A 23,146-nucleotide genomic window follows, 5' to 3' on the forward strand; every position below is an offset into this window, starting at 1 on the left:
TCCGCGCGGGCGGCGGCGCGCCGCGCGGTCACGTACGCGTACGGCGAGCGGCCGTAGGCGAGCCGGAACTCGCGGCCGAGCTGCCCGGCCGGCATGTCCACGGCCCGCGCGAGGGCCAGGACGTCCAGCGGCCGCGCGTGCTCCCGGTCGATCCGGTCCCGGACCCGGCGCAGCCGCGCGAGTTCCCTCAGGTGCTGTGCCTCGGTGAGCGCGCGCGCCCAGCCGGGGCGGCACATCAGCGCAGTTCCTGGATCCGGACCAGGTTGCCCGCGGGGTCGCGGAAGGCGCAGTCGCGCACGCCGTAGGGCTGGTCGGTGGGCTCCTGGACCACTTCGGCGTCGGCGGCCCGCACCTTCTCGAAGGTGGCGTCCAGGTCGCGGGTGGCCAGCAGGATCCAGCCGTAGGTGCCCTTGGCCATCATCTCCAGGATGGTGCGCCGCTCGGCCTCGGTGATCCCCGGGTCGACGGCGGGCGGCGCCAGCAGGATCGACGTACCGGGCTGGCCGACGGGGCCGACGGTGATCCAGCGCATCGTGCCCTGGCCGACGTCGCTGCGGACCTCGAAGCCGAGGACGTCCCGGTAGAAGGCCACGGAGGCGTCCGGGTCGGTGTGCGGGAGGGCGGTGGTGTGAATGGTGATGTCCATGCCCGCAACGGTAGGCGCGGGGTCCGGGGCGGCGCTTCTCGAATCCTGACCGGTCCCGCCCGGTCCGGCCTGGTCCGGTCCGGTTCAGTTCCTCCTGGCAGCGGCCGCGGCCCTGGCGTTCATCCGGCGGCGCCCCCACGAGCAGCCCAGCCGCAGCAGCCGGACCGCGGTGAGCACCCACACGCCGGCGAAGAGCCACAGCAGGGCCGGCGAACCCGTCGCCACGGCCCGTACGAAGAGGGACGCGCAGAGGAGGACCAGCAGGGACGTCCACAGGCCCTGCCGGCTCCACGTACCGCTCCACGGTCCGAGTCCGCGGCGCAGGGTACGGAGCCTGCGGTCGAGGCGGGCGTCGGACCGCAGGTCGCCCTCGATGCCGTCGAGGATCATCCGCTCGTGTTCCGAGAGCTCGGGGCCGTCCATGGCAGACCTCCCGGGGTGTTCCGTACCCCCGCCACTGCGCCTACCCGCGGGGTCGCCGCCTACACCCCGGCGCGGCGTCCCACCCGGATGGCCGGTGACGTATCCGGGGCCTTCTCGTTGCCGCTCGTAAAGGATCACGTTGCGGAGGCCGGCAGTGAACGGACAGCGGACGAGGACGAACGGACGGCGACTGGTCCTGGACGACGCCGAGGACGTACGGGCCGCGGCGGGCGCGCTGGCGGAGGGGTGCGCGGTGGCGCACGGTTTCGGCAACCTCTACGCCGTGACCGCCGGTGCCGACCGTGCGGCCGTCGAGCGGGTCAGCCGGCTGAAGGGCCGCCCCGAGGGGCAGGTCGCCAGTGTCACCACGGTCCGCGAGCGGGTGCTGTCGCTCTTCGACTGGAGCCGGGTCCCGGCGGCCCTGCCGCGCCGGCAGCTCGGCCAGCTCGTCGAGGAGCTGTTCCTGCTCGGCCCGTTCGGCTTCCGCGGCCCCGCCGCCGCACACGTCCCGCGGCACCTGACGGAGGTCCGGGACGGGGTGGCCACCGTACGGCTCGTCGGACCGGGCTACCGCTGCCCCTCCAACGGCTTCCTCGCCGAGGCGCTGGAGCGCACCGGCGGCGCCCTGCTGTCCATCACCTCGGTGAACCTCTCCCGGCACCTGACCGGCGCGGAGCACGAACCGGCCCACTGGCGCGCCGAGGGCGTGGTCGCCGACTTCGGCCACCGGCCCGACGTCCGGATCCTCGTCCACGACGACGAGCCCGCGGCTCGCCGCCGCTACCCCCACCACGCCCCGACGCCGGCCACGGTGCTCTCCTTCCACCACGCGCCCGGACGGGGCCGCTCGGGACTGCCCGCGCTCACCCTCGAACGGCACGGCTCGCTGTCCGCCGACCACACCCGGGCGATCGCCGCCAACCACGGCTTCGCCCTCGTGTCCGCCCCCCGCGCCGGGCACCGCCTCCCGGCCCGCGCGTACGCGGACTGACGGGCGGGGAGGGCGGCCCGGAAACCGGGTCGGCCGGGGCGCCTCACATTTCGCGGAGCTGCGTCGTCGGACCGGCGAGAGATCACCGATCCACCGCCGCGAGGCAGAAGAGGGGGCCGCGTCATGGCCACACGTACGACGGCAGTACCGGGCGGGTTCACGTTCCAGAGGGCGGCGATCGCCCTGCAGACCTTGGCGCTGTTCTTCCAGGCGCTCACCGCCGGACTGCTGCTGTCCTCGTCGTACGGCGAGACGCTGCACGGCGTCGGCGCGCGCGTGATGTACGGGGCCTCGATGCTGTACGTGCCGGCCGCGGTCCTGGCGTGGCGGCCGGGCGGCGGCTCGCCGCGGCCGGTCCTGTACGCCTGCGGCTTCCTCGTCCTGGCTTCGGTGCAGGTGGTGCTGGGCATCGCGCGCGTGCCGTCGCTGCACGTGCCCCTGGGGGTGCTGATGTTCGGCCTGAGCGTGCTGGACCTGGGCCGGGTGCTGTCGTCCCCCGCTCGCCGGGGCGCACCGGCACCCGGCGGCAGCGGAGTCGAGCACCGGTGAGCCGTCCTCCGGCGGGGCGGCGGCCGGGCCGCTGCCCGGGACGGGCGGGCTCACTTCAGGCGGAGGCCGGCGGTCCGGACGATTCGGCGGCGCGACGGTATTCGGCGTTGATGCGCTGGGCTTCTTCGAGCTGGTCCTCAAGGATGATGATGCGGCACGCGGCCTCGATGGGCGTGCCCTGGTCGACGAGCTCACGGGCGCGGGCGGCGATGCGCAGCTGGTAGCGGGAGTAGCGGCGGTGGCCGCCCTCCGAGCGCAGCGGGGTGATGAGGCGGGCTTCTCCGATGGCGCGGAGGAAGCTCTGGCTGGTGCCGAGCATTTCCGCGGCCCGGCCCATCGTGTAGGCGGGGTAATCGTCGTCGTCGAGACGTCCGTACGAGTCGTCTGCTGTCATTTGCACCTCTCTGTGAAACGCGTCGAGGGGCCCTGGTGCCGTACGGCACCAGGGCCCCGAAGGAACTACTACACCACCTGCCGGCCCTGATACTGCGCCGGCGTTCTGTGTCCGCGGATCCGACCTGGCTGCTGTCGGAGGCGCGGGGATCGCTGTTGCCTGACCGGAGACCACCTCACTATCGATGTCCTGCGGTACCCGGGCTCGACTTCGTCCCGGGCGATCCTGATGGCGTGGGTTCCTCCGTTCTTCCTCTTGATCACTACCTACCACGGGGGTACTGCGTACTGCGAACTCGTACCGCGAACTGCTCGCGGGACCGCTCCTGCCATGACTGCGGTCCCGCCGTGGCGGCCCCTGATCACTGCGGGCCACCCGGTCCGGCGGTCAGTCCCGTCGCCGTCCTGCGAAAACCTGGCTTCGGAACTCCACCACCGTACCGCTCCGCACATACTGCTGACCGGCAGTTCGTCTCTGCCAGGCCTCTTTGTCTCTCTGGGCTACGAGAGAAACCATAGCCAGCCCACCGGTCAATGTCTACTCCGGCGAGTGCAGATTTTTGCCCGTCCGGCGGTGAGGAAATCGGCAGCGCCCGGAGAGGGGCACGGGAGGTCGGGGCCGTCGCCGCCGGTCGCGGTGGTGGCCGGAGTGCGCGACCGCACTCCGCGGGCCCCGCGCACGGGCATAGGATCGGCTTTCATGTCGAAGCCTGACGAGCTGCTCGTTGACGTCGCCACCCTGGTGGAGTCCGGGCAGAGCAATCAGATGTCCCTGACCGTGGTCACCGGCGGAACTGTCATCACCGGCCGGCTGGCTCCCGAGGCCGTGTGGCGGCAACGGGTGTCGGAGGTCCTGGCCGACTCGTCCAGCCTGGGCGAGTTCTCCGGCGTCTTCACCGCCAGGACGCGGAGCGAAGGACCGCCCACGCACCTCCACTTCCACATGGCCCGGATTCTCCAGGGCACGGTGGGGATCCCGGAGACGGGGGGCATGTACCGCGTCTCGATCGAGAACGTCAGCGCCTGGACCATGGGCGACTTCAGCTACTCCGATCACTGACCCCGCGTCGCGCGCAACCCCACCCGTACGCGAGAGGGCCCCACCGGCGTGTGCCGGTGGGGCCCTCCTGGCTGTCCGGGGTCGGCTCGCGCTCCTCCCCGGCTCGTGGCCGTACTGTCAGACGGTCACGCGATCGCCGGGACGCCGAGCATCGCGGAGGCGTGCTCGAACGCGTCGGCGGCCCGCGTGGGCGCGGGGCTGCGCGGCAGGCTCCGGCAGGTGAACCCGAGCTTGGTCAGGGCCCGGACGACTTCGGCGGCGCTGAAGTCGCGGCGGTCCTGGCGGGTGATGACCTGGCCGACCTGCTTGACCGGGTAGGTGCGGCGGCCGACGATCACCGACTCACCCGTCACCTCCTCGGGCTTGATGCCCTTCATGGAGGCCAGGACACCACTCTTGGTGAGTTCGAACGGGAAGCGGGCGATGACACAGCGCACGATGCCTCACAGGGGAGAAGGGGAGATGGTTCCGCCGCGGTGAGGCGGCTCAGCGGACGGGGGCGAGGAGCCCCCGGGCACTGTCCTGGCCGTCCCCCGGGCACCGGGCGACGAGCGGGCGGTGGCGCGGGGCGCGCCCGGCCGCCGGGGTGGCCGGCGGGGCGGAGGGCCCGCCGTCGCCGGTGAGGTCGCGCAGCCGGAGCCGGTCCGAGTAGGCGGAGCTCGCGCGGACGGCGGTGAGCTGCGCCCGCGTGACCAGCCCGGTGCACACGCCGTCGTCGTCGGTGACGCTCAGGTGGCCGGTGAGGGCACTGGCCATGACGGACAGGGCCACCTCGACGGTCATGTCGTCATGGACCCGCGGTCCGGTCGTGTCCATGGCTTCGGCCACCGGCAGGTGCAGCGGGGCGGCGTTCGCCGGGCGGGGTTGCGTCTGGACCAGCGTCACGACGTGCCTCCTGCAGAGATGGATGAACCTTCGGATCACGCGGTGTTCAGGCCGCCGCGTCGAACGCGGCCTGCCTCGCGCCCAGGCGCCGGGACGTCGAACCGGGGCCGCGCCGGCCGCGGGCGGACGACGTGCCGCGCTTCGGCCGTGCGGGCGCCGGCGCGGTGATCGTCACGGGGATGCCGGAGGGGGTCCGGGCGCCGGTGATCCGGCTGAGCGCTTCCTCACCGGAGCGGACCTGGGTGGTCAGGGGGGTGATGCCGGCGGCCGCCATGAGGCGGGTCATGTCGCGGCGCTGGTTGGGGGTGACGAGGGTGACGACGCTGCCGGACTCGCCGGCGCGGGCGGTACGGCCGCCGCGGTGGAGGTAGTCCTTGGGGTCGGTCGGCGGGTCCACGTTGACGACCAGGTCGAGGTTGTCGACGTGGATGCCGCGGGCCGCCACGTTGGTGGCGACGAGGACGGTGACGTGTCCGGTCTTGAACTGGGCGAGGGTGCGGGTGCGCTGCGGCTGGGACTTCCCGCCGTGCAAGGAGGCGGCGCGGACCCCGCTGTCGAGGAGTTCCTGGGTGAGGCGGTCCACGGCGTGCTTGGTGTCCAGGAACATGATCACCCGGCCTTCGCGGGCCGCGATCTCCGTCGTCGTCCGCTGCTTGTCGGCACCGTGGACGTGCAGGACGTGGTGCTCCATCGTGGTCACTGCGCCCTGGGAGGGATCGACGGAGTGCACGACGGGGTCGGTCAGGTAGCGGCGGACCAGGAGGTCGACGTTGCGGTCGAGGGTGGCGGAGAACAGCATTCGCTGACCCTCGGGGCGTACCTGGTCCAGGAGGGCGGTGACCTGCGGCATGAAGCCCATGTCGGCCATCTGGTCGGCCTCGTCCAGGACGGTGATGGCGACCTGGTTCAGCCGGCAGTCACCCCGGTCGATGAGGTCCTTGAGGCGGCCGGGAGTGGCCACGACCACCTCGGCGCCACCGCGCAGCGCGGTGGCCTGCCGGCCGATCGGCATCCCGCCGACGACGGTGGCCAGGCGCAGCCTCACGGCGCGGGCGTAGGGGGTCAGGGCGTCGGTGACCTGCTGGGCGAGCTCCCGGGTCGGGACCAGGACCAGGGCCAGCGGCTGATGCGGTTCGGCACGCTGACCGGCGGTACGGGCCAGCAGGGCCAGGCCGAAGGCCAGGGTCTTGCCGGAGCCGGTACGGCCGCGGCCGAGGACGTCGCGGCCCGCGAGGGTGTTGGGCAGCGTCGCGCCCTGGATCGGGAACGGGACGGTCACGCCCTGCGCGGAGAGCGCGGCCAGGAGCTCCTTGGGCATGTCGAGGTCGGCGAAGGCCTCGACGGAGGGCAGCGCCGGGGTGATCGTCTTCGGCAGGGCGAACTCGCCCGACGCCGAGGAGCCGCGCCGGCCGTAGCCGGCGGAGCGGCCGGGAGCGCCGGAACGGCTCGGGGCGGACGAACCGGAGCGGCCGCCCCGGACGGGTGCCGCGCCGGAGTCGTACGAGTGGCCGCCGGTGTGGCGGCGGCTGCGGGAGGAGCGGCTGTTCGTGCGTGCGGGGTTCATTCAGAACCTTCCTGGATACGGTACGCATCAAGGAATTCCCGCAGTGGAAGAACGGTGCGGAGAATCGCAGGCACGGACCGAATGGAATGCGAAAGCGAACGCGGATCACGGGGAAATTCGTGTCGGCGCGGGGGGACGGGGATGGCGCACGGAAATGGATCCGGCGCACCGGCGGAGCGGGTGAGGCTCCGGGGAGGCTGTTCCCTCGGATCCCGGGTGGAACCACTGCGGAAAAGCGTGCAGCTGGGGCCCGCACCCCGAGGGATGCGGGCCCCAGCTGCAAAATGTGCGTGAGCGTCAGGCAGAAACGATGTTCTCGGCCGTCGGGCCCTTCTGGCCCTGCGCGATGTCGAAGGACACCTTCTGGCCCTCCTGGAGCTCACGGAAGCCCTGGGCGGCGATGTTCGAGAAGTGGGCGAACACGTCAGCGCCGCCACCGTCCTGCTCGATGAAGCCGAAACCCTTTTCCGCGTTGAACCACTTCACGGTGCCAGTAGCCATGTCATATCTCCTTTGGGCATTGCCTCGGAATCCGCGCTTTACGGATGCCGTGTCGCCGCGATGATGCCCCGACCGGAAAATGACCGGAAATACGAAGCGCTTCCGTCCGGCCGTAGCCGGGCGGAGGCGCTTGAAGTTTTTGGGTACCAAAACTGCAACTGACTTCGACAGTAGCACGCCATGACCGATCGCGTGGGTCGAACATTTTCCCCGGCGTGGTGCCCGTAAAAACTCTCCCTGCGGCGGCCGTCAAATTCTCCGGCCGCGAAGACAGGTATTCATTCCCGGCGGGGAGGGTCCTGCCGGGGCCGGTCAGTTCTCCTCGGCCCGGGCGCCGACATCGGTGGAGGATCTGCTGGTGTCCAGCCAGGAGCGGGCGGGCCCGGCGACGGCCTCGGTGTCGACGGTGAGGTGGAGCCGGGTACCCCCGCCCGGGGCGGGGTAGCTGCGCTGTTCCGTCGCGTCGAAGCAGCGGCGCAGTACTTCCGCTACCGCGCGGGCCGCCTCGGGGCTGGCGGCGACGATCCGGACCTCGGCGTTTCCGGCCACCGGGAGCGCTTCTGTCTCGTGGGGGTCCAAGGGGGGTGTCCTTCCGTCAGGGGCGGTGATCACCGCCGGGTGTTCCCGGGTACGGGGAGGGCCCGTCGCCCTCAGACGAGGTGCCCGGAGCGCACTGTGCGGGCCCCGCCCTCGGCCTCCCGGACGTCCTCCTGGTTCCCGGCATCGCGTATGCCGCGGCCGATGGCGGCCTCGTTGGCCACCCGCGTGCCGGCGGTCAGGACACTGCCGCCCGGAGCTCGCCGGCGAGGTCGCGGGGTGCGGTCCGGTCGGTGGCGGTGGTCATGGTGCGACCTGCCCCCGGGCCGCCCGTCGGCAGCCCGGTTCTTCGTGATCCCCGGAAACGACACCCGCGCGGAGCCGGTGTGCGAAGTGCTCCCGGTGCTCCCACTGTACGCTCGCCCGGCACACTCCCACCCGCCGCGACCAGGCATTTTCCGAGGGCGGTGCCGGGGCGTTCGGGCCGGGCGGCGATCCGGCGGCGGGGGTACCGTGAAGAGGACGGCAGTGCCGCGTCCGCCGGCGGGCGCCACCACGGGTCTCGGCGCCGGTCCGGGCCGGACGTGGCCGTACTCCGCGGACTTCCGCAGACGGGCGGACCCATGATGGCTGACGCCGACACCCCGCGCACGTCCCCGATGCTGCTGCCGGACGCGATCCATTCCGCGGTCCGGCCCGGTACGGCCCTGCTGCGGCTGGCGACCACGCACACCCGGGAAGGAGTCCTGGACGGCGCGTGGTGGCCGCGTTCGCGCGACGTCGAGAGCGAGCTCCCCGCGCTGATCGGCGCGCTGACCGAGCACCTCGGACCCATCACCCGCGTGGCCCTGGACGCCTCGGCCTGGAACGGCCTGCCGGCCCGTCTGGTCGTCGACGACCGCGTCGTCCACCTCGACACCGACCCCGTCGGAGACGACACCGTCCTCATCACCCGCGGCGACAAGGACCACTTCGCGCTGCTGGTGGTACCGCCCGGCACCACGCCGGACGCCGCACGCGCCGCCATGGCCCGCGCGGTCCGCGCCGACAACGTCACCTCGGCCGCCGAGATCCTCGTGGCGCCCGGGCCCGCTCCCGAATCCGGGCAGGGGGAACCCGCATGATCCGGAGGGCGGACATCCGTGAGCGGCGCACCCAGGACGTGGTGGGCGGCCCCCGGGACGGTCTTCCGGTCACATCGACTCGTCGTGGAGGTCTTCTTCGCGCAGCAGGTCGTCCTCACCGCGGCGAGGGGTCTCCTTCCGCCCCTGCTCTCGTCCCCGTTCACGGGACTGCTTGCCTGGCTGGGGGTGCGCGGGGTCGCCGGGACGCTGGTGCCCCTGTGCCTCGCTCCCGTTGCCCGGCTCCTGACGCTTGTGCCGCGCACCGCCCATGACCGTGACTCCTTCTGTCGTGCGGGGATCCGTCGTGCGGGGATCGTCGTGCGGGGGATCGGATCCCTCCCGGACCACGCTCACACGCACCGTGGCGGACCGCATCACGTCGACTCCGATACGGGGCACCCGGGTGACGGCCCAGGGGTTCAGCCGGCCGGACCGGGCTGGTTCGGCACCAGGGCGGATTCCCTCCGGAACCGGAGCCGCGTCGTCCAGGAGCCTCCCGGCGGGAAGGTCTTCGGCCACAGGCTCCCCAAGGACCGGTAGAAGCGGTCGGGAAGGAACACGGCGTCCGCGACGATCATCACTCCGGAGAAGACCGGAAGCCCCAGGAGGACCGCGATCCCGAGGTGCAGGCTCACCAGCATGAGCAGGACGGGGTACTTGAGCCTGCCGAACAGGACGAACGGGAACGCGACCTGCAGCAGCACCGTCAGGTAACCGGCGATGGCCACCGCGACCGGGTGTTCGTCCAACAGGAGGGACAGCGCGGGCCACGGGCGGAAGAGGTCGAGGTTCAGCACGTAGTGGAGGGCGGTGCCGTTGCCCCAGGAGCCGCCCTGCACCTTGTAGAGGCCGGCGCATCCGTAGAGGAAGCAGACCTGGGCGGCGATGACGAACATGCCGCAGTTGTGCAGCACGGTGCTCGCGGTGTCGCGGAACTCGCGGAACCGGCGCCGGTGCCGGTCGCCGTCCACCGCCGCGCCCGCCTTCCTGCGTGCGTCCAGCGACCAGCGGCGGCCGCACGCGGTGAAGACGAGGTACACGGCCATGAGGAGGAAGAGGTTGTCGCCTCCGTCCGTCATGAAGACCGCCCGGGCGTGGAACGACGCCACCACGACCGCGAACAGCACGGACACCGCTCTGGTGCGCCATCCCAGCATGAACAGGGCGGACGTCACGACGGCAGCCGCGTAGCAGGTCTCGAAGTACGCCCGGCTGTCGGACAGCGTGAGGACGCTGAACCACTCGGTCTGGTCGAACAGCTGCCGGGCCAGCGCGGGCGTCCAGGGCGATCCCGGGCCCCAGATCTCGTCGCGGTGCGGAAACTCGCGCAACAGGAAGACGAGGTAGAGCAGCCCGTACCCGATGCGCAGGACCGCGGCGGCGTACAAGGAGACCGGCCGGTCGACGAGGAGGGCGATGAGCATGCTCATCCGGTCGAGTACGCGCTGCCCTGCCGGTGCCGGTGCCGGGTCAGTCCGTTCCATGGGGGGCCACCTTCCACCAGGGCAGGTAACGGGTGTCGATGGGGGCGGCCGGGCGGGCAGCGCCCGAGGCCGTCGGAGCGGCGACGGGGAGCGTGATCACCCGAAGCTGGATGGAGTCGAAGGGGCCGCGCCGGTGGGCGGCGACGCGGGCCGCCGCGATGTTGCGCAGGTACGTCCGCATCATGACGGCACGCTCCGAATGCGGCTCGTCGTCACCGCCGAACGCTTCGAGGTAGGAACTCCAGGAGCGGCGGAGCATGTTCTGCGCCGTGTGGCTCGGGAAGGCGTTGTGCTCGACGGCGGACTTGTCCACGGCGCTCAGGTCGAACCAGCCGCTCGTCCGCACGCTGCCGTCAGGGGCGGTGTGCCTGGTCCTCGCCGAGATCTGCCGGTTGACCGACTCCGGGTCCGGGGCGAAGAGGCGCCAGTTCTGCTCGAAGAGCGGATAGACCCATGCGTTGACCGGCCCGCTGTACAGCTGTGAGACGACGTTCGCCGGAGCCACGTGCAGGAAGACCACGAGCACATGGATCAGCGTGGCCGCCAGGCACAGCACGATGACGGCTGCTGTTCCCGGCCCGGGCGGCGGGCGTCGCGCCCCGCGGTCACCCGAGACCGATTCCGGACCACCGTCACGGCCCTTCCCCGCCGGCTCGGCTCCTGAGTGCTCCGTTCCCTCCACGTCCGCTGAAGTGACGCCACTCGGCACGACCCCACCCGGCCTTCCCATCCCGACTGTTCATCCATCCGATCCTTCCGGCTTGCGCGAGCGGCGCGCGGCGGAACCGAGGACGGTCCGCCGCGCACCCCCGTCCTACTGGTGTGTCACGCGTGACCGCCTGGCCGTGCAGGCCCCCGCGGGAGCCACGCGCGACTCACCGTCCTCGGTCCGCCCTGTGTGCGGAGTGTTCACCCGTCGCGGCCCGGGCCGTCGTGCTCGCCGTGCTGATCCCCGTGGTCGGGCCGGCCCGGCTTTTCGTGCCCGTCGTGTCCGGGTCCGCCGGGGCCGTCGTGACCGGGGCCGCCCGGGCCGTCGTGCCCGTCGTGTCCGGGTCCGCCGGGGCCGTCGTGCCCGTCGTGTCCGGGCCATCCGGGCTTGTCCGGCCAGCCGGGCCATCCGGGCTTGCCGGGCTTGCCGGGGGGCGGCTTGGGAATGCCGCCGGTCACGCCACCGTTGGTCCCGCCCGTCGTCGCGCCCGTGACGCCACTCGTGGTGGTACCCGAGATGAGACCACCGCTCGTCGTCACGCCGCCGAGCACGCCGCCGAGAAGACCGCCGTTGGTGCCACCCGTCGTCGTGCCCCCGAGAACGCCGCCGAGGACGCCACCGGTCGTGGTGCCTCCCGTAGTGGTGCCACCGGTCGTGGGGCCGCCGGTCGTCGTGCCACCCGTCGTCGTGCCACCCGTCGTCGTGCCGCCGGTGGTGCCGCCGGCACACGATCCGCGGTTGATCACGTTGGTGTCCATGGTCACCGCGCCGTCGCGGGCCAGCGCCCGTCCGTCGATGTCCGCACCCGTGGTCAGAGTGATGGAGGTGAGGGCCATGATGGTGCCGATGAAGTCGGTCTCGGTGCCGAGCGTGGCCGAACTGCCGATCTGCCAGAACACGTTGCACGGCGAGGCCCCGTTGATGAGGGACACGCTGCTGGAGCTCGCCGTCGTCAGTGCCGAACCGACCTGGAACACCCACACGGCGCTGGGGTCGCCCTGGGCGTCCAGGGTGAGCGTGCCGGTGAGTCCGAGGGTGGACGGGGCGGTGTACACACCCGGAACCAGCGTCAGGCCTCCGGCGTCCGGGGGAAGGATCGCGTCCGTGGACTGCCCGGCGGCGTTGTTGTACGCCACGACCAGGTCGCTCTTGGCCTGGAGGCCCACGGGGTCGACCGGGCCGGCGTGCACGGTGCCGTTCACGGTGCCGGGCGGAAATCCGCTGATGGCGGTCCCCGGGCTCACCCCGAGGTCGCCGGTGATCACCGAGGGGCCGGTGTTGGTGATTTCCGAGCCGGCCAGCACGGCGAAGCTGGCGGCTGTGCCCAGAGGTACGGGTGTTGCGATCGCATGCGCCCGGATCGGCGTCACGGCGACCACGGCAGAGGCGATCACCGTGGCCAGTGCCGTCGCGATCCAGACAGGCGTCGTGCGCTTGAGCGCCGCGCCAGAGATTTTCAGCGTCATCGAGGGGCCAACTCCTGTGAATGGATGGTGGCGTATCTGATGGTCTCGGCCGCATAGGGCCGTCTCACTGCCGCTGGCATATTACGCAGCAACCTGCAAAAGGCCTGGGATTTGTCCGGCGATTTCTTCGCCCTCCGGCATTCGCCTCTACGGGTGAATAGTGCAAGCAGCCGAACGGATTTAATGGGCCGTGTGGGGAAATGGTGATCCCGCGTGTCCGCGGCCCGGGCGGTGAGGATTCGTGAGGCGACGATGCCGGCGAGAGTGACCGAATCCGGTGCGAGACACGGTGCCGAGGCGGCTCCAACTGCCCCCCGCCCCATGGCAGTCTGCTCGCCGGAGCAGGTTCTCGGAGCGGAGGAACGCACACCCCGTGGGCGTCAATGACAACCCCACCGTCAGCAGGCGCCGACAGGGATCGGAACTACGCCGGCTCCGGCAGACCAGCGGCATGACGACGCGGCAGGTGGCGGAGCGCCTGCTGATCTCGCAGCCGAAGATCAGCCTTCTGGAGAACGGCCGCCGCCTCGTCAAGCCCCGCGACGTCCGCGATCTGTGCCGGTTGTACGCGGTCCAGGACACGAGGCTCGTCGACGACCCGATGCGGTTGGCCCGGCCGTCACCCGCCTCCAGGTACGGCTGCGACGCCAGCGCCGGCTGGCCCCCCGGCAACCCGCTGCGCTTATGGGCCGTGCTGGACGAAGCGGCACTGCGGCGTGTCGTGGGCAGCCGCGAGGTCATGCGCGAACAGGTGGAGCATCTGAACAGCCTCGGTGCCCAGCCGCACGTCACCGTGCAGGTCCTCCCTCACGAGGTGGGGGCGCACCCGGGCGTGTCCGGACAGTTCTCGCTGCTCGAATTCTCCGACGCCACCGATGTGAGCGTGGTGGATCTGGAGAGGTTCACCAGTGACCTCTACCTGGAGAAGCAATCCGATGTGCATCTCTTCGGCGATATGTATGCCCATTTGCAGGTCCAGGCGCTCAGCCCCGACAGCACCCGCGAGTTCCCGGCCGAAGTGGTGAAGACATACGTCGGCACGGAATTCCGGGCGGCGCCCTGAGGAGCGGTGCCGGGTGGGTCGTAGGCGCCCCCGGCGTGGGGGCCGTGCGACGACGCGGGTGTGTGGCTTCCCGGGCGGGACGGTCCTACCGTGGAGAAGCAGCCACCAGACCTCTGGAGCGCGCCATGCTCGTCATGTTCGGACTCGTCCTCCTGATCGCCGCGCTGGTCGTCGGCGTGGCCGGTGTCCTCACCAACGACGGCACCGCCCACCAGCTGACCAGCGGATTCTCCGTATTCGACTACCACGTCACCGGCTCCACGGGCACCCTCTTCCTCTACGGCATCGTCGTGGGGGCAGTGGCCCTGCTCGGGTTGAGCCTTGTCGTGGCCGGTGCCCGCCGTGCCTCTCACCGCAGCCATGACGCACGCCCCGGACGCGGGGCGCGCCGGGGGACAGCCGCCGCCGACTACGACGACCGCGCAGACGTCGTGAACCGGCGTGACACCGGCGGCCCAGAGGTGTCGGGTGTGCGTGAGCCCCACCCGGAGGGCGAGCGCCGCAGGCGGCTCAACCCGTTCAGGCATCGACCGGAACCCCGGTAGCCCCGCCACATGCCGGCCCACGACCTCCGAAGGGTGGCCGGCGATGGGTAAGGCGATGGGCAGGGGCAAGAAGACCGCGCACAAGGCGGGGAGCGGGCGCCGCCGGCGCGACGGCGTTGCTCCCTGCCGTGTCCCTATGCGTCGGCCGCGGCGGGGTCGAGGGAGTCGACGTCGGTGGGCCTGGCCGACCCGGGCGCCGACGCGCGCACGGAGGCGATCAGCCTGCTGGCGATGACGGCGACCATGGGCACCAGCATCCTCGTGGGCCAGCGGAGTCCGGAGGCCACGGTCGCGGTGCTCCGTCACCACCTGGACCGGATCTTCACGCCCGCCGGGACGCCCGGGAGGGGAACGGGACGGGCCTGACGCCGGGGGCGCCGCCCGGGGCCGACGGGCGGATGGGATGTGGACGACGTGCGTTCCGAGGGCCGGCCGGTCCGGCACGGCGGGGACGCGCGGGACGGCGAACGTGCGCTCCGGCCGTCATGCGGGTCGGCCGGGCGGCACGCGGAGGGCGCCCGCTCCGGTCGGCACCGGACGCCGTTCATCCCCAGGTGCGTGAGCACAGCACGAGGCGGTAGCCGTCCGGGTCGGCGACCGTGACCCCGTGCTCGTCCCAGTACGGGTTGTGGGCCGGGAGCCGGGTGCCGCCGGCCTCCGTGAGGCGGTCGATCAGGGCGTGGTCCACCGGCTTGCCGAGGTAGACGACGAACAGGTCGTCCACCGTCGGGGTCGGCTCCATCGGGTTGTCCGGGTCGTGCGTCAGCTCGAAGTGCCAGGTGCCGCCGGCCGGGCCGAGCATCAGCAGGTCGTGCTCGCCCGGCACGCGCTCGGTCGTCCGCCACAGGACGGTCAGGCCGAGGCCGTCCTTGTAGAAGCGTTCGGCGGCGGCGAGGTCCCGCGAGGGCCGTGCGACCCGGATCGGGGTCGCGGAGTCGATCACGCGGAACGCTCCAGGGCGGCACGCCAGACGGGGCTGTCGACATAGTGGTTGTCGAAGCGCTCCGAGGACTCGGCGATCTCCTTCGGGTCCGCCTCGCCGCGCATCACCCGGCCGAGCAGGCGCAGGTAGTCGAACCTGCCCATGCCGGGGGTGAAGACGAAGAGGACGTCCGCCTCACAGCCCGGGGCGGCCGCGAAGGCGTGCGGCGTGTGGGGCGGCACCGCGAGGAAGTCGCCCTCCTTCAGGATGGTGACCTCCTCGCCCACCAGAACCTGCAGGGCTCCGCTGATCACGAAGAACAGTTCTGTCGCCCGGGTGTGGAAGTGGGCCGGCGCTCCCACCGCGCCCTCGGCGAAGGTGGACCGGTAGCTCGTGATGCCGCCTTCCGTGCCGTCAGAGTCGGCCAGGAGGGTCATCACGCTGCTCGGGTCGGCACAGGTCTCGGCATCCGCGTGGCGGGTGAGCACCGCCGCCGGAGGAGTCTGGGACGCGGGCACGGCGGGTGTCGCTTCGTTCATGATCATGATCCTAGGGTGGTGGGTGGTGGGTGGTGGCCGTACAGGTCGTCACGGGTGTCGCGTCGGAGGCCGGGCGGGCCTTTCAGCCGCCTGGTGCGACCAGGACCGCGATCGCCGGGCCGAAGGCGCCGCCGAGCTGGTAGCAGAGGTTGAACAGCCCTATCGCCGTAGGGCGTTGGGCGGGCGGCGCGGCCCGGGTGGCGTACACCGCGAGCGTCGCCTGGCCCGCGCTCGTCGCGAGGACGGCGAGCGCCGCGACCGGCAGGAGCAAGGGCGGCCAGGGGGTCAGTGCCGCGGTGAGCGGGGCCAGTGCTCCGGTCGTGAGCAGGACGGTCAGCACGCGCGGGCGGCTCATCCGGGCCGAGGCGGCGGCCAGCGCCATGGAGAGCACCGAGCCCGCGAGGAGGGCGACCAGCTGACCGGTGCCTATGGCGGCGATCGGCCAGTCGGTACGGTCGCGCAGCAGCTGGGGGACGGTGAAGAGCAGCGTGAAGTACGAGGTGGCCAGGGTGCAGGCGAGCGCGGCGGAGGGGACGAACGTCCGGCTGCGCAGCAGCGATGCCGGGACGAAGCCCGTGGGGCGGGACCGGATGTGCAGGGCCAGCAGCACGGCCATGACCGACGAGGCGGACACCGCCGCGAGCGGGTAGCGCGGGATGAGGACCAGGGCCGTCGCCGTCAGGGCCAGCAGGCCGGCTCCCCGGCCGTCGAAGGGGGTGCTCTGTCGCGGGGCGGACAGGTCGGCGCGGCGCATGACGGCGGGAACGGCGAGGAGCGCGACCGCCCCGACGGCGAGGGACACCCGCCAGGAGGCCGAGTCCGCGATCGTCGAACCGAGCAGCGGCCCGACCGCCCCCAGCGTTCCGAAGCCCGCCGAGATCACGCCCATCCGGCGGACCGAGCCGGCCAGGCTCATCGCCGCGGTGACCAGACCGGCGCCGCCCGCCGCCTGGGCCGCCCTGCCCGCCATGGCCACGGGCAGCCAGGGCGCCACGGCGACGACCGCGGTGCCGGCCACGACCAGGACCGCGCTCAGCCGGAGCACGCTGCCCAGCCCGCGGCGGCGCAGCAGGCCCGCCATCAGCGGGGTGCCGACGGCGATGGCCCAGGCGAACACGGTCACCAGCCAGGTCGCCGTGGCGGTGCGGACGCCGAGCGAGCCGGCCATGCCGGGGAGGATCAGGACCGGGCTGTTGGCGCTCGCGGCGAGCGGAGTGGCCAGCAAGGCCAGCCATACGACGGGGACATGGCGCCGATGAGCCGGCGCGTCGGCCGCGGAGGGCGGGGTCCGCACGGCGTGGCGGGGCAGGGTCGGGGACACCGGCTCACTCCTGTCGTTCAGCCTTGATAATCTCAACGTTGAGATAAAATCAGCTCGACTCTCTCAGCGTCAAGTATCTGAACGTTGAGAAGATGTCCATTGAGAGGAGTACCGGATGAGCGACGCCGTGGACGCGATCATCGGTCAGTGGGTCAAGGAGCGCCCCGACGTGGCGGAGGACCTCTGGCCGGTGGAACTCTTCGCCCGGATCCAGCGGCTGGCCCGGGTCGTCGACAAGTCCGCCAAGGCTTCCGCCGCCGCGCACGGAGTGGAGCACGGCGAGTTCGACGTGCTCACCACGCTGCAGCGCTCCGGGCCGCCCTACGCCCTCACGGCCGGGGCCTTCCTCAAGGCATCCATGGTGACCTCCGGTGCGATCACCAACCGCATCGACAGGATGGAGGCCAAGGGCCTGGTCGAGCGGGTGCGCGAGGACGACGACCGGCGCACCATCAAGATCCGCCTCACGGAACACGGACACGAGGTCACCCGGGCCGCCTTCGCCGACCATCTGGCGAACTACGCACGGCTGCTCGTCGACGTGGACCGCGACCTGGTCGCGAAGACCGCCGAGGGCCTCCGGCAGGTACTGGAGACCCTCGGCGACACCAGCATCAAGTGACGGCCGTCCCCGTTTCGGCCTAGGCCGTCTCTTCCGGATCTTGCTCCCCCAGCTACCGCTGGGAGGTGCCCCCAGACCCGCGACGTCTGGCACGGCACCTCGCCGCGTTGTCGGCACAGCCGAGTACGTCCAGTGCGCGCGCTGTGCCTCCGCCTTGCGAGGCACCGCACCAGACGCCGCGGGCTTGACCGGCAAGATCCGAAAGAGACAACCTAGGGGCAGGCTCAGGAGGCGGCGGGGCTCCATGACTCGAAGTGGAACGCGCTGATGAAGCAGTCCCTGGGCTGCTGGATCGCGAAGGTGACGCAGTCGAGCAACGACTGGGCCGCGACCGGAGATCGCCCATCGCGCGCGACGGCGTCCCACTCCGGGGACAGGATGTCGCCGGAGCTGTCGAAGTCGGGCGGGAACAGGGAGATGACCGGACCCCCTGGGGCCGCAGCCGCCGCGACAGCGCCTCGGTGAACCCGCGTGGGTGTTCTTGGCGGCGTAGTACGCCTCGTGGGCACTGGCGTGCCGTCGCGTCTGGAGCGGGAGACCGCCTTGCGCCGCTGAGCCCGGGACCCCTGCGCGGGCCGTCTACGCCCGGTCGGCCTCCCCGCCGGAGCGGCTGCGCCGATGGAGTGCCGCGGCTGCCGCCCACTGGTGCCCGAGGGCCCGGATGCGCTGCCCCGCCGTGTGCACACTGGCGGTACAGCGGTAGTGCTGCTCGGAGCGTTGCAGCACTCCGATGCGGTCCGAGGCCAGGAACTCGAGGGCTTCCACGACCGCGTCCGCCCCGACGCGGTACCCGCGGGTGCGGAGCTCGCGGCGGACCGAGGTGAGGTCGAGCCAGCCGCCCTCCTCGAGCGGGTCCTCCGCCTCCACGTTCAGGATGTCGACGAGCGCGTACTCGAGCCGGCCACGGATCTCCTGCGCCTCCCACTGCCCGCGCAGGGCGTCTCCGCGCGCGGCCGCAGGAAGGGCCGGATCGACGAGGACCTCCAGCTGGGCCAGGGTGAGGGGAGTCTGTTCCTGCCGGCGGACGGCTTCGGCGAGCAGTCCGGTGTCGATGACGGCGATCCGGGGGTCGTCGTCGGCCTCCTTGAGCATGCGACGTTCGAATCCCGGGCCGATGAGAAGGTGAACGTGCGCCCCGATCTCCGCCCGGTGTTCCGCCAGACCGAACAACGGCTGGTTCACCACGGGACCCGTGGATGACGTCTTCGCCTCGACGGCCAGGATCCGGGAGTCCGCGCCGATGCCGAACCGAACGATGCCGTCCACGGTTCCGTTGCCGCCGACGTGCTTGCCGGGCATGCCGAGGTAGCCCAACGCGACCACCGCGGCCTTCTCCAGTCGCTTGGGGTTCGCACTGTCCCGTGCCGCGCTCTCGAGTTCCGCCGCGATGTCCGACGCCCGCCCGGCGGACCGCTGTGTGCCGCCGGAAGGACCTCCGCCGTCCGGGCTCGCGCCCTCGACGTCGTCGGCCGGTGTCCATGATGGGGAGTCGTCCGCGGGGAGGCAGGGCAGCGACGCCATGAACGCCCGCCCGAGCGCCGTCGTACGGTAGGCGGTCTGGGAGAGCCGGGTGACGAGTCCGCAGGCCTCCAGCAGGTTCAGCCGGGTGTTGACCGCGCTCCGGGACAGCGGCTTCTCACGGTTGGGCAGGTAGTGCACGCTCCGCTCCGCGAGCCTGCCGGTCGTGGTCCGGTCCGCCGTGTCGAGCTCGCCCAGTACCTCACCGAAGAAGGCGATGGCAGCGTGAACGGTGCGTGCGAGGTCCAGAGGTTCCCCCGATTCGACCCAGGCGACGGCGGCCGGCGTGGCGGCCCAGCTCTCCGACGATGTCCGCTCGATGAGGCCGAGAGCCTTCAGCGCGTCCTTCGCGGTACGTGCCGTGGCTGCCGTTCTAACCTTGGGGAAGGTGCTCTGCACGAACCGTACGAACTCCGCGTCGCTGATCGACGGCATGGACGCCTCGATGAGCACCTGGAGCGAGTCGAGCGCGCCGCCATGGGCGGAGGTGCCGGGTATGTAGAGGTTCGCGCCGTCCCCCCGTGCCCGGAGAGCCGTCTCGTCGAGCCGTTCGACGAGGCGGGCGACAGCTCTGGCGGGGGGAGCGAGCTGTACGACGGTGCCGGTGCCGTCGGGCTCGGGCCTGCCCAGGGTGATGCCCGCCAGGAGGCGCCGTCCGGCTTCGGTCAGGTGGACATGCCGGTCGAACAGTTCGACCATCCCCGTGACCGCGAGCCAGGAGGTCCGATCGCGTACGGGGGCCGGGGTGTCCCACTGGAGGTCGAACTCCTCACGGGCCAGGTCGAGCAGCTGCTCATGCGTGCGCGGTCCGGAGGCGAGGGCGTCCAGCGCCTCGCCCACGAACCTGACGTTGTGGTGCAGAGCGCCCACCAGCACAGCCGGGTCGCCACTTCGATGCCATGCGAGGGCGGCGGTGCTCGGCCGGAACGCCGACTCCTCGCGGGAGAGCAGTCCGGCCCGGACGAACCGCTGGAGCTGGTGCCGCGTCAACCGGCCGCCCTCGGGCAACGACACGTGATCGCCGGAGGCCGGTCCCCTGTCGGCGGACAGCTCTCCGACGAGCGCGCGCAGCGTATCGAGCCAGGAAGACCGTGCGCCCGGCAGCACTGGCATACCTGTTGACCGTTCCGCCCAAGCCCGGGGCCGTACGAGATCTCCCATGGCCGTGCACACTAACCGCACGGTGGCGGTGGCGTCCTGGCCTTTGGAGAGAATCCTGACAGGTATCACGCGAGTCATTCCGCGTATGGCGTCGGCCCGTGCCGACCGGGTCGGCCGCGGTGGTCAGGGGTGCGTGCCGGGTGATCACCGGTCCGGAGCGTTCACCCGGCGGGTATACCCTGCTCGATGGCCTATGTCCCGTGCGTACCGAAAGGAAGGTGAGATCCACGATGTGTGGTGAACCTCCCAGTCGCGTGCCGCGGGACACCGCCACGACCTGCCCCTAGGCGGATCGGAAGGCGGTGTCGGCGGCGTGCCCCGTGCATCCCCAACGCCTCTCCTCCCCGCCTGCGGAAGGACTCCGTCGTGTCCGAGCGCCGTCCCCTGCGTGCCCTGCGCGCGTTCAAGAAGCCCGCCAAGCGTCCCGCCCCTCCCCGCCCCACCGCTGCCCGGCCCGGACCGGCCGCGGCGGCCGAGCCGCGGGCGGCCCGCGGGTCCAGCGTCATCACTGCCGCGATCTACCGCGACGGCGTGCGCACCAGCACCCACGACTCGCTCACCGAGACCTTCGGCACACTGCGCGAAGCGGACGGCGGCATGGCGTGGATCGGCCTGCACCGGCCGACCGAGGCCGAGCTGCAATCCGTGGCGGAGGAGTTCGACCTGCACCCCCTGGCGGTGGAGGACGCCCTGGAGGCCCACCAGCGCCCCAAGCTGGAACGCTACGGCGACACCCTCTTCGTCGTCCTGCGCGCCGCCCGGTACCTGGACGACGCCGAGGAGGTCGACTTCGGCGAGCTGCACGTCTTCGTCGGACCCGACTTCGTGATCACCGTCCGCCACGGCGCCGCCCCCAACCTGGCCGCCGTCCGACGCCGCATGGAGGACGCCCCGGACCTCCTCAAGCAGGGCCCCGAAGCGGTGCTGTACGCGATCCTCGACGCGGTGGTCGACGGCTACGCGCCCGTGGTGGCCGGCGTGGAGAACGACGTCGACGAGATCGAGACCGAGGTCTTCCGCGGCGACCCCAAGGTCTCCCGCCGCATCTACGAGCTCTCCCGGGAGATGGTGGAGTTCCAGCGCGCCACCCGCCCGCTGAACCGGATCCTCGAAGGACTGTCCGCCGGGTTCGAGAAGTACGGCATCGACGAGGAACTGCGCCGCTACCTGCGCGACGTCGCCGACCACGCCACCCACGTCAGCGAACGCGTCGACGGTTTCCGCCTGGCGCTCCAGGACATCCTCGCCGTGAACGCCACGCTCGTCACCCAGCAGCAGAACGAGGAGATGAAGGCGCTCGCCCAGTCCAGCCACGCGCAGAACGAGGAGATCAAGAAGATCTCCTCCTGGGCCGCCATCCTCTTCGCCCCGACCCTGGTCGGCACGATCTACGGCATGAACTTCGAGAACATGCCCGAGCTCAAATGGGCCGCCGGCTACCCCTTCGCCCTGGCGCTCATGGGCGTGGTGTGCGTCAGTCTGTACGTGGTCTTCAAGCGCAGGGACTGGCTCTGAACCGGTAGGGAGGGAGACGGACCGGAGCCGTGTCGCCCGGTCGCTCCGTGGGTCGGCGCGTCGACCGCCGCGGAATCCGGCCTAGTCCCCGCCAGTGACCCGGGTCTGGGGTTTGGCGTTAGGTCGCTGGGGGCGTCCTGGTCCGACGATGCCGCCATTGTCGGTATCCGATGCCCGGCGGGCTGTGCTGGAGTCCGCGGACGGGGTATGTGGGCCGACGCTAGACCGCGACCGTGTAACGCCTCCGTCGACCGGGAGAGAAGCATGACCATCAAGGACATCGGGCCGGAACCTCAAAGCTTCGACCTCGAGGAGGCGACGCTCGAGAACACGAGCTATCGCGCGGTCGCCTGGTCCGGGAAGTACCTTCAACTGACCCTCATGTCCATTCCGGTGGGTGAGGACATCGGCTTGGAGGCGCACCCGGAGACCGACCAGTTCCTCCGGCTCGACGCGGGCCGGGGCCGCGTCCAGATGGGCCGCACGAAGGATCGACTCGACTTCGACCGGGAGGTCGAGGACGGCTGGGCGGTCTTCGTGCCCGCCGGCACCTGGCACAACGTCACCAACATCGGTGACGAAACCCTGCAGCTCTACGCCGTGTACGCGCCGGTCCACCACGCTTCGGGCAAGGTCCATGGGACGGCCGCCGACGCGGAGCGCGACGAGGACTCGGGCAACGACGAGCCGCCGAACTGGTCGGTCCAGCCTGCCCGGCAGCCATCGGACGAGCACGCCTGACCGGCGAGGCCTATCGCGCCGGCAGGGACGCGTCAGCGGTGCGGCGTGAACTTGACCGGGAGAACAAACAAGCCCCAGGTCGCTGACCTGGGGCTTCGCTGTGGCTGACCGCGGTAACGGGTGATGCTGCCGGTCAGATACTTGTCCATGCCTCGAGGAAGGCTTTTCGCCCGGCCGGATCGGCTGATTTGTGGTCCGCGTGCAGGACGCGCCAGGCCGTGAGTTCGAGGTCCCGGAGCCACAGTTCGCCGATGACCTGCGTTTTCAGGTCGGGGAGGTGGTCGGACTCGGCAAGTGCCTGGCCGATGACCTCTCCGGCTGCGATGCGCTGGGGCGGCGTCATCTCGTCGACAGCCGAAAGGATCTGCCCGGCCAGACCGGTGCCTTCTCCGGACAGGGAACTCAGCACGAAGGCCTTGATGTTGGCGGGCAGTAGGTAGAGAGAGCCCGAGGACCTCCACAACTCCGACCAGAAGCGTTCTCCGGCCGCGGTGGGAGCGGGGAGAGCGGCCAGCAGCCCGAGGAGGTGTGCGGTGGCCGCGTAGCCGTCGGAGTGGGCCGATGCGACGACGGCGATGTCCGCGACGCGCTCCACATCGATGTGGCCGGCTTCGAGGCGTGGGTCCAGTCCCAGCCGCTGTTCCAGCTGATGGGAAAGGGGGACGGATGCGTGGGAGCGGAACTCGGGAAGCATCGGCGTTCCTTGAACGTAGGAGAGCGGAGAGACCCGTTCGGGAGCCCTGATCGTTCCCATGGCCCGTCGAATTACACGACTTCCAGGGCCCCGGTTGGTGGCAGACCGTCAGGACCGGAACCATGGGGCGGCTGAACCGGCCACGTCAGGCGAAGCCGGTCCGGCGGTCTGCG

Annotated in this window: 26 protein-coding genes and 2 pseudogenes; 10 read left to right on the top strand and 18 right to left on the bottom strand. The window is 71.4% G+C overall.

Annotated elements, in window-relative coordinates:
* Positions 1-17 precede the first annotated feature (17 nt).
* The 3 genes and pseudogenes from ACFY7H_RS04875 to ACFY7H_RS04885 form a co-directional block, all read right to left on the bottom strand.
* Positions 18-236 (bottom strand): annotated as a pseudogene (locus tag ACFY7H_RS04875) (AraC family transcriptional regulator); the annotation flags it as partial.
* Positions 236-646: a VOC family protein gene (locus ACFY7H_RS04880; protein ID WP_388933121.1), complete on the bottom strand. Its 411-nt coding sequence runs from the start codon at positions 644-646 to the stop codon at positions 236-238. The pseudogene ACFY7H_RS04875 and the gene ACFY7H_RS04880, both read right to left, overlap by 1 nt.
* 84 nt (positions 647-730) lie before the next feature.
* Positions 731-1,069 (bottom strand): DUF3040 domain-containing protein, encoded by a 339-nt coding sequence (locus tag ACFY7H_RS04885; protein WP_388933124.1) that lies wholly within the window; start codon positions 1,067-1,069, stop codon positions 731-733.
* 154 nt (positions 1,070-1,223) lie between these two features.
* On the opposite strand from ACFY7H_RS04885, the gene ACFY7H_RS04890 reads away from it, so the two are divergent.
* Both ACFY7H_RS04890 and ACFY7H_RS04895 read left to right on the top strand, forming a co-directional pair.
* Complete coding sequence (locus tag ACFY7H_RS04890) at positions 1,224-2,060, top strand: L-threonylcarbamoyladenylate synthase (protein ID WP_388933127.1); 837 nt, start codon at positions 1,224-1,226, stop codon at positions 2,058-2,060.
* Positions 2,061-2,183: 123 nt separating this feature from the next.
* Positions 2,184-2,609 carry a hypothetical protein gene (locus ACFY7H_RS04895; RefSeq protein WP_388933130.1) on the top strand — a complete coding sequence of 142 codons (426 nt, stop codon included), beginning with the start codon at positions 2,184-2,186 and terminating at the stop codon, positions 2,607-2,609.
* A gap of 55 nt (positions 2,610-2,664) precedes the next feature.
* On the opposite strand, the gene ACFY7H_RS04900 is transcribed toward ACFY7H_RS04895, so the two are convergent.
* Entirely contained in the window at positions 2,665-3,003 is a 339-nt protein-coding gene (locus ACFY7H_RS04900) for a MerR family transcriptional regulator (protein WP_388933132.1), read from the bottom strand.
* A gap of 699 nt (positions 3,004-3,702) precedes the next feature.
* Between ACFY7H_RS04900 and ACFY7H_RS04905 the strand changes: the two genes are divergently transcribed.
* The gene (locus tag ACFY7H_RS04905) at positions 3,703-4,062 is read left to right on the top strand and encodes a hypothetical protein (protein WP_388933134.1); all 360 of its coding nucleotides are present in this window, start codon (positions 3,703-3,705) and stop codon (positions 4,060-4,062) included.
* A gap of 125 nt (positions 4,063-4,187) precedes the next feature.
* On the opposite strand, the gene ACFY7H_RS04910 is transcribed toward ACFY7H_RS04905, so the two are convergent.
* The 5 genes from ACFY7H_RS04910 to ACFY7H_RS04930 all read right to left on the bottom strand — a co-directional run bounded on the left by ACFY7H_RS04910 (position 4,188) and on the right by ACFY7H_RS04930 (position 7,591).
* The gene (locus ACFY7H_RS04910) at positions 4,188-4,499 is read right to left on the bottom strand and encodes an SCO5918 family protein (RefSeq protein ID WP_388933136.1); all 312 of its coding nucleotides are present in this window, start codon (positions 4,497-4,499) and stop codon (positions 4,188-4,190) included.
* Between the two features lie 49 nt (positions 4,500-4,548).
* Complete coding sequence (locus ACFY7H_RS04915) at positions 4,549-4,947, bottom strand: CBS domain-containing protein (RefSeq protein ID WP_388933138.1); 399 nt, start codon at positions 4,945-4,947, stop codon at positions 4,549-4,551.
* 46 nt (positions 4,948-4,993) lie between these two features.
* Positions 4,994-6,511, bottom strand: a complete 1,518-nt coding sequence (locus ACFY7H_RS04920) for a DEAD/DEAH box helicase (protein WP_388933141.1) — start codon at positions 6,509-6,511, stop codon at positions 4,994-4,996.
* A 297-nt stretch (positions 6,512-6,808) separates the two neighbouring features.
* Positions 6,809-7,012, bottom strand: a complete 204-nt coding sequence (locus tag ACFY7H_RS04925) for a cold-shock protein (protein ID WP_072489439.1) — start codon at positions 7,010-7,012, stop codon at positions 6,809-6,811.
* A gap of 312 nt (positions 7,013-7,324) precedes the next feature.
* Positions 7,325-7,591, bottom strand: coding sequence for a hypothetical protein (locus tag ACFY7H_RS04930; protein ID WP_388933143.1), 267 nt, complete (start codon positions 7,589-7,591; stop codon positions 7,325-7,327).
* Positions 7,592-8,175: 584 nt separating this feature from the next.
* On the opposite strand from ACFY7H_RS04930, the gene ACFY7H_RS04935 reads away from it, so the two are divergent.
* Positions 8,176-8,673 (top strand): DUF5994 family protein, encoded by a 498-nt coding sequence (locus tag ACFY7H_RS04935; RefSeq protein WP_388933146.1) that lies wholly within the window; start codon positions 8,176-8,178, stop codon positions 8,671-8,673.
* A 69-nt stretch (positions 8,674-8,742) separates the two neighbouring features.
* Here ACFY7H_RS04935 and ACFY7H_RS04940 read toward each other — a convergent pair whose 3' ends face one another.
* The 4 genes from ACFY7H_RS04940 to ACFY7H_RS04955 form a co-directional block, all read right to left on the bottom strand.
* Positions 8,743-8,943: a hypothetical protein gene (locus ACFY7H_RS04940; protein ID WP_388933151.1), complete on the bottom strand. Its 201-nt coding sequence runs from the start codon at positions 8,941-8,943 to the stop codon at positions 8,743-8,745.
* Positions 8,944-9,092: 149 nt separating this feature from the next.
* On the bottom strand, positions 9,093-10,157 hold the full coding sequence (locus ACFY7H_RS04945) for an HTTM domain-containing protein (RefSeq protein WP_388933153.1): 1,065 nt from the start codon (positions 10,155-10,157) through the stop codon (positions 9,093-9,095).
* Positions 10,144-10,683, bottom strand: coding sequence for a DUF5819 family protein (locus ACFY7H_RS04950; protein WP_388933155.1), 540 nt, complete (start codon positions 10,681-10,683; stop codon positions 10,144-10,146). Before ACFY7H_RS04950 ends, ACFY7H_RS04945 begins: the two co-directional genes overlap by 14 nt.
* Before the next feature lie 383 nt (positions 10,684-11,066).
* Positions 11,067-12,332, bottom strand: a complete 1,266-nt coding sequence (locus ACFY7H_RS04955; RefSeq protein WP_388933157.1) for an ice-binding family protein — start codon at positions 12,330-12,332, stop codon at positions 11,067-11,069.
* 373 nt (positions 12,333-12,705) lie between these two features.
* Here ACFY7H_RS04955 and ACFY7H_RS04960 point away from each other — a divergent pair, with 373 nt between their 5' ends.
* The 3 genes and pseudogenes from ACFY7H_RS04960 to ACFY7H_RS04970 all read left to right on the top strand — a co-directional run.
* Positions 12,706-13,395: a helix-turn-helix domain-containing protein gene (locus ACFY7H_RS04960; RefSeq protein WP_388933160.1), complete on the top strand. Its 690-nt coding sequence runs from the start codon at positions 12,706-12,708 to the stop codon at positions 13,393-13,395.
* Between the two features lie 125 nt (positions 13,396-13,520).
* A complete protein-coding gene (locus tag ACFY7H_RS04965; protein WP_388933162.1) occupies positions 13,521-13,940 on the top strand; it encodes a hypothetical protein in 420 nt (139 codons plus the stop codon).
* A 177-nt stretch (positions 13,941-14,117) separates the two neighbouring features.
* Positions 14,118-14,306, top strand: a pseudogene (locus ACFY7H_RS04970) (TetR/AcrR family transcriptional regulator); the annotation flags it as partial.
* Between the two features lie 178 nt (positions 14,307-14,484).
* Here ACFY7H_RS04970 and ACFY7H_RS04975 read toward each other — a convergent pair.
* The 3 genes from ACFY7H_RS04975 to ACFY7H_RS04985 form a co-directional block, all read right to left on the bottom strand.
* Entirely contained in the window at positions 14,485-14,883 is a 399-nt protein-coding gene (locus ACFY7H_RS04975) for a VOC family protein (protein ID WP_388933164.1), read from the bottom strand.
* Positions 14,880-15,407, bottom strand: a complete 528-nt coding sequence (locus tag ACFY7H_RS04980) for a cupin domain-containing protein (RefSeq protein WP_388933166.1) — start codon at positions 15,405-15,407, stop codon at positions 14,880-14,882. Before ACFY7H_RS04980 ends, ACFY7H_RS04975 begins: the two co-directional genes overlap by 4 nt.
* Before the next feature lie 76 nt (positions 15,408-15,483).
* The gene (locus ACFY7H_RS04985; protein WP_388933169.1) at positions 15,484-16,722 is read right to left on the bottom strand and encodes an MFS transporter; all 1,239 of its coding nucleotides are present in this window, start codon (positions 16,720-16,722) and stop codon (positions 15,484-15,486) included.
* A gap of 115 nt (positions 16,723-16,837) precedes the next feature.
* On the opposite strand from ACFY7H_RS04985, the gene ACFY7H_RS04990 reads away from it, so the two are divergent.
* The gene (locus ACFY7H_RS04990; protein ID WP_388933172.1) at positions 16,838-17,344 is read left to right on the top strand and encodes a MarR family winged helix-turn-helix transcriptional regulator; all 507 of its coding nucleotides are present in this window, start codon (positions 16,838-16,840) and stop codon (positions 17,342-17,344) included.
* Positions 17,345-17,923: 579 nt separating this feature from the next.
* Here the strand turns inward: ACFY7H_RS04990 and ACFY7H_RS04995 are convergent.
* On the bottom strand, positions 17,924-19,852 hold the full coding sequence (locus tag ACFY7H_RS04995; RefSeq protein WP_388933175.1) for a hypothetical protein: 1,929 nt from the start codon (positions 19,850-19,852) through the stop codon (positions 17,924-17,926).
* A gap of 537 nt (positions 19,853-20,389) precedes the next feature.
* Between ACFY7H_RS04995 and ACFY7H_RS05000 the strand changes: the two genes are divergently transcribed.
* Positions 20,390-21,538 carry a magnesium and cobalt transport protein CorA gene (locus ACFY7H_RS05000; protein WP_388933177.1) on the top strand — a complete coding sequence of 383 codons (1,149 nt, stop codon included), beginning with the start codon at positions 20,390-20,392 and terminating at the stop codon, positions 21,536-21,538.
* A gap of 264 nt (positions 21,539-21,802) precedes the next feature.
* The gene (locus tag ACFY7H_RS05005; protein WP_388933179.1) at positions 21,803-22,279 is read left to right on the top strand and encodes a cupin domain-containing protein; all 477 of its coding nucleotides are present in this window, start codon (positions 21,803-21,805) and stop codon (positions 22,277-22,279) included.
* A gap of 133 nt (positions 22,280-22,412) precedes the next feature.
* Here ACFY7H_RS05005 and ACFY7H_RS05010 read toward each other — a convergent pair whose 3' ends face one another.
* Positions 22,413-22,973: a hypothetical protein gene (locus ACFY7H_RS05010; RefSeq protein WP_388933181.1), complete on the bottom strand. Its 561-nt coding sequence runs from the start codon at positions 22,971-22,973 to the stop codon at positions 22,413-22,415.
* Positions 22,974-23,146 lie beyond the last annotated feature (173 nt).

Origin of the sequence: Streptomyces sp. NPDC012794 (genome assembly GCF_042901085.1) — a bacterium.
In the GTDB taxonomy this organism is placed as follows: domain Bacteria; phylum Actinomycetota; class Actinomycetes; order Streptomycetales; family Streptomycetaceae; genus Streptomyces.

Excerpts from the sequence above, each read along its gene's own strand:
- ACFY7H_RS05005 (WP_388933179.1), top strand. The coding sequence starts at position 21,803 with ATGACCATCAAGGACATCGGGCCGGAACCTCAAAGCTTCGACCTCGAG.
- ACFY7H_RS04925 (WP_072489439.1), bottom strand. The coding sequence starts at position 7,012 with ATGGCTACTGGCACCGTGAAGTGGTTCAACGCGGAAAAGGGTTTCGGC.
- ACFY7H_RS04945 (WP_388933153.1), bottom strand. The coding sequence starts at position 10,157 with ATGGAACGGACTGACCCGGCACCGGCACCGGCAGGGCAGCGCGTACTC.
- ACFY7H_RS04900 (WP_388933132.1), bottom strand. The coding sequence starts at position 3,003 with ATGACAGCAGACGACTCGTACGGACGTCTCGACGACGACGATTACCCC.
- ACFY7H_RS04905 (WP_388933134.1), top strand. The coding sequence starts at position 3,703 with ATGTCGAAGCCTGACGAGCTGCTCGTTGACGTCGCCACCCTGGTGGAG.
- ACFY7H_RS05010 (WP_388933181.1), bottom strand. The coding sequence starts at position 22,973 with ATGCTTCCCGAGTTCCGCTCCCACGCATCCGTCCCCCTTTCCCATCAG.
- ACFY7H_RS04895 (WP_388933130.1), top strand. The coding sequence starts at position 2,184 with ATGGCCACACGTACGACGGCAGTACCGGGCGGGTTCACGTTCCAGAGG.
- ACFY7H_RS04880 (WP_388933121.1), bottom strand. The coding sequence starts at position 646 with ATGGACATCACCATTCACACCACCGCCCTCCCGCACACCGACCCGGAC.
- ACFY7H_RS04935 (WP_388933146.1), top strand. The coding sequence starts at position 8,176 with ATGGCTGACGCCGACACCCCGCGCACGTCCCCGATGCTGCTGCCGGAC.
- ACFY7H_RS04955 (WP_388933157.1), bottom strand. The coding sequence starts at position 12,332 with ATGACGCTGAAAATCTCTGGCGCGGCGCTCAAGCGCACGACGCCTGTC.
- ACFY7H_RS04965 (WP_388933162.1), top strand. The coding sequence starts at position 13,521 with ATGCTCGTCATGTTCGGACTCGTCCTCCTGATCGCCGCGCTGGTCGTC.
- ACFY7H_RS04885 (WP_388933124.1), bottom strand. The coding sequence starts at position 1,069 with ATGGACGGCCCCGAGCTCTCGGAACACGAGCGGATGATCCTCGACGGC.
- ACFY7H_RS04990 (WP_388933172.1), top strand. The coding sequence starts at position 16,838 with ATGAGCGACGCCGTGGACGCGATCATCGGTCAGTGGGTCAAGGAGCGC.
- ACFY7H_RS04920 (WP_388933141.1), bottom strand. The coding sequence starts at position 6,511 with ATGAACCCCGCACGCACGAACAGCCGCTCCTCCCGCAGCCGCCGCCAC.
- ACFY7H_RS04980 (WP_388933166.1), bottom strand. The coding sequence starts at position 15,407 with ATGATCATGAACGAAGCGACACCCGCCGTGCCCGCGTCCCAGACTCCT.
- ACFY7H_RS04940 (WP_388933151.1), bottom strand. The coding sequence starts at position 8,943 with ATGGGCGGTGCGCGGCACAAGCGTCAGGAGCCGGGCAACGGGAGCGAG.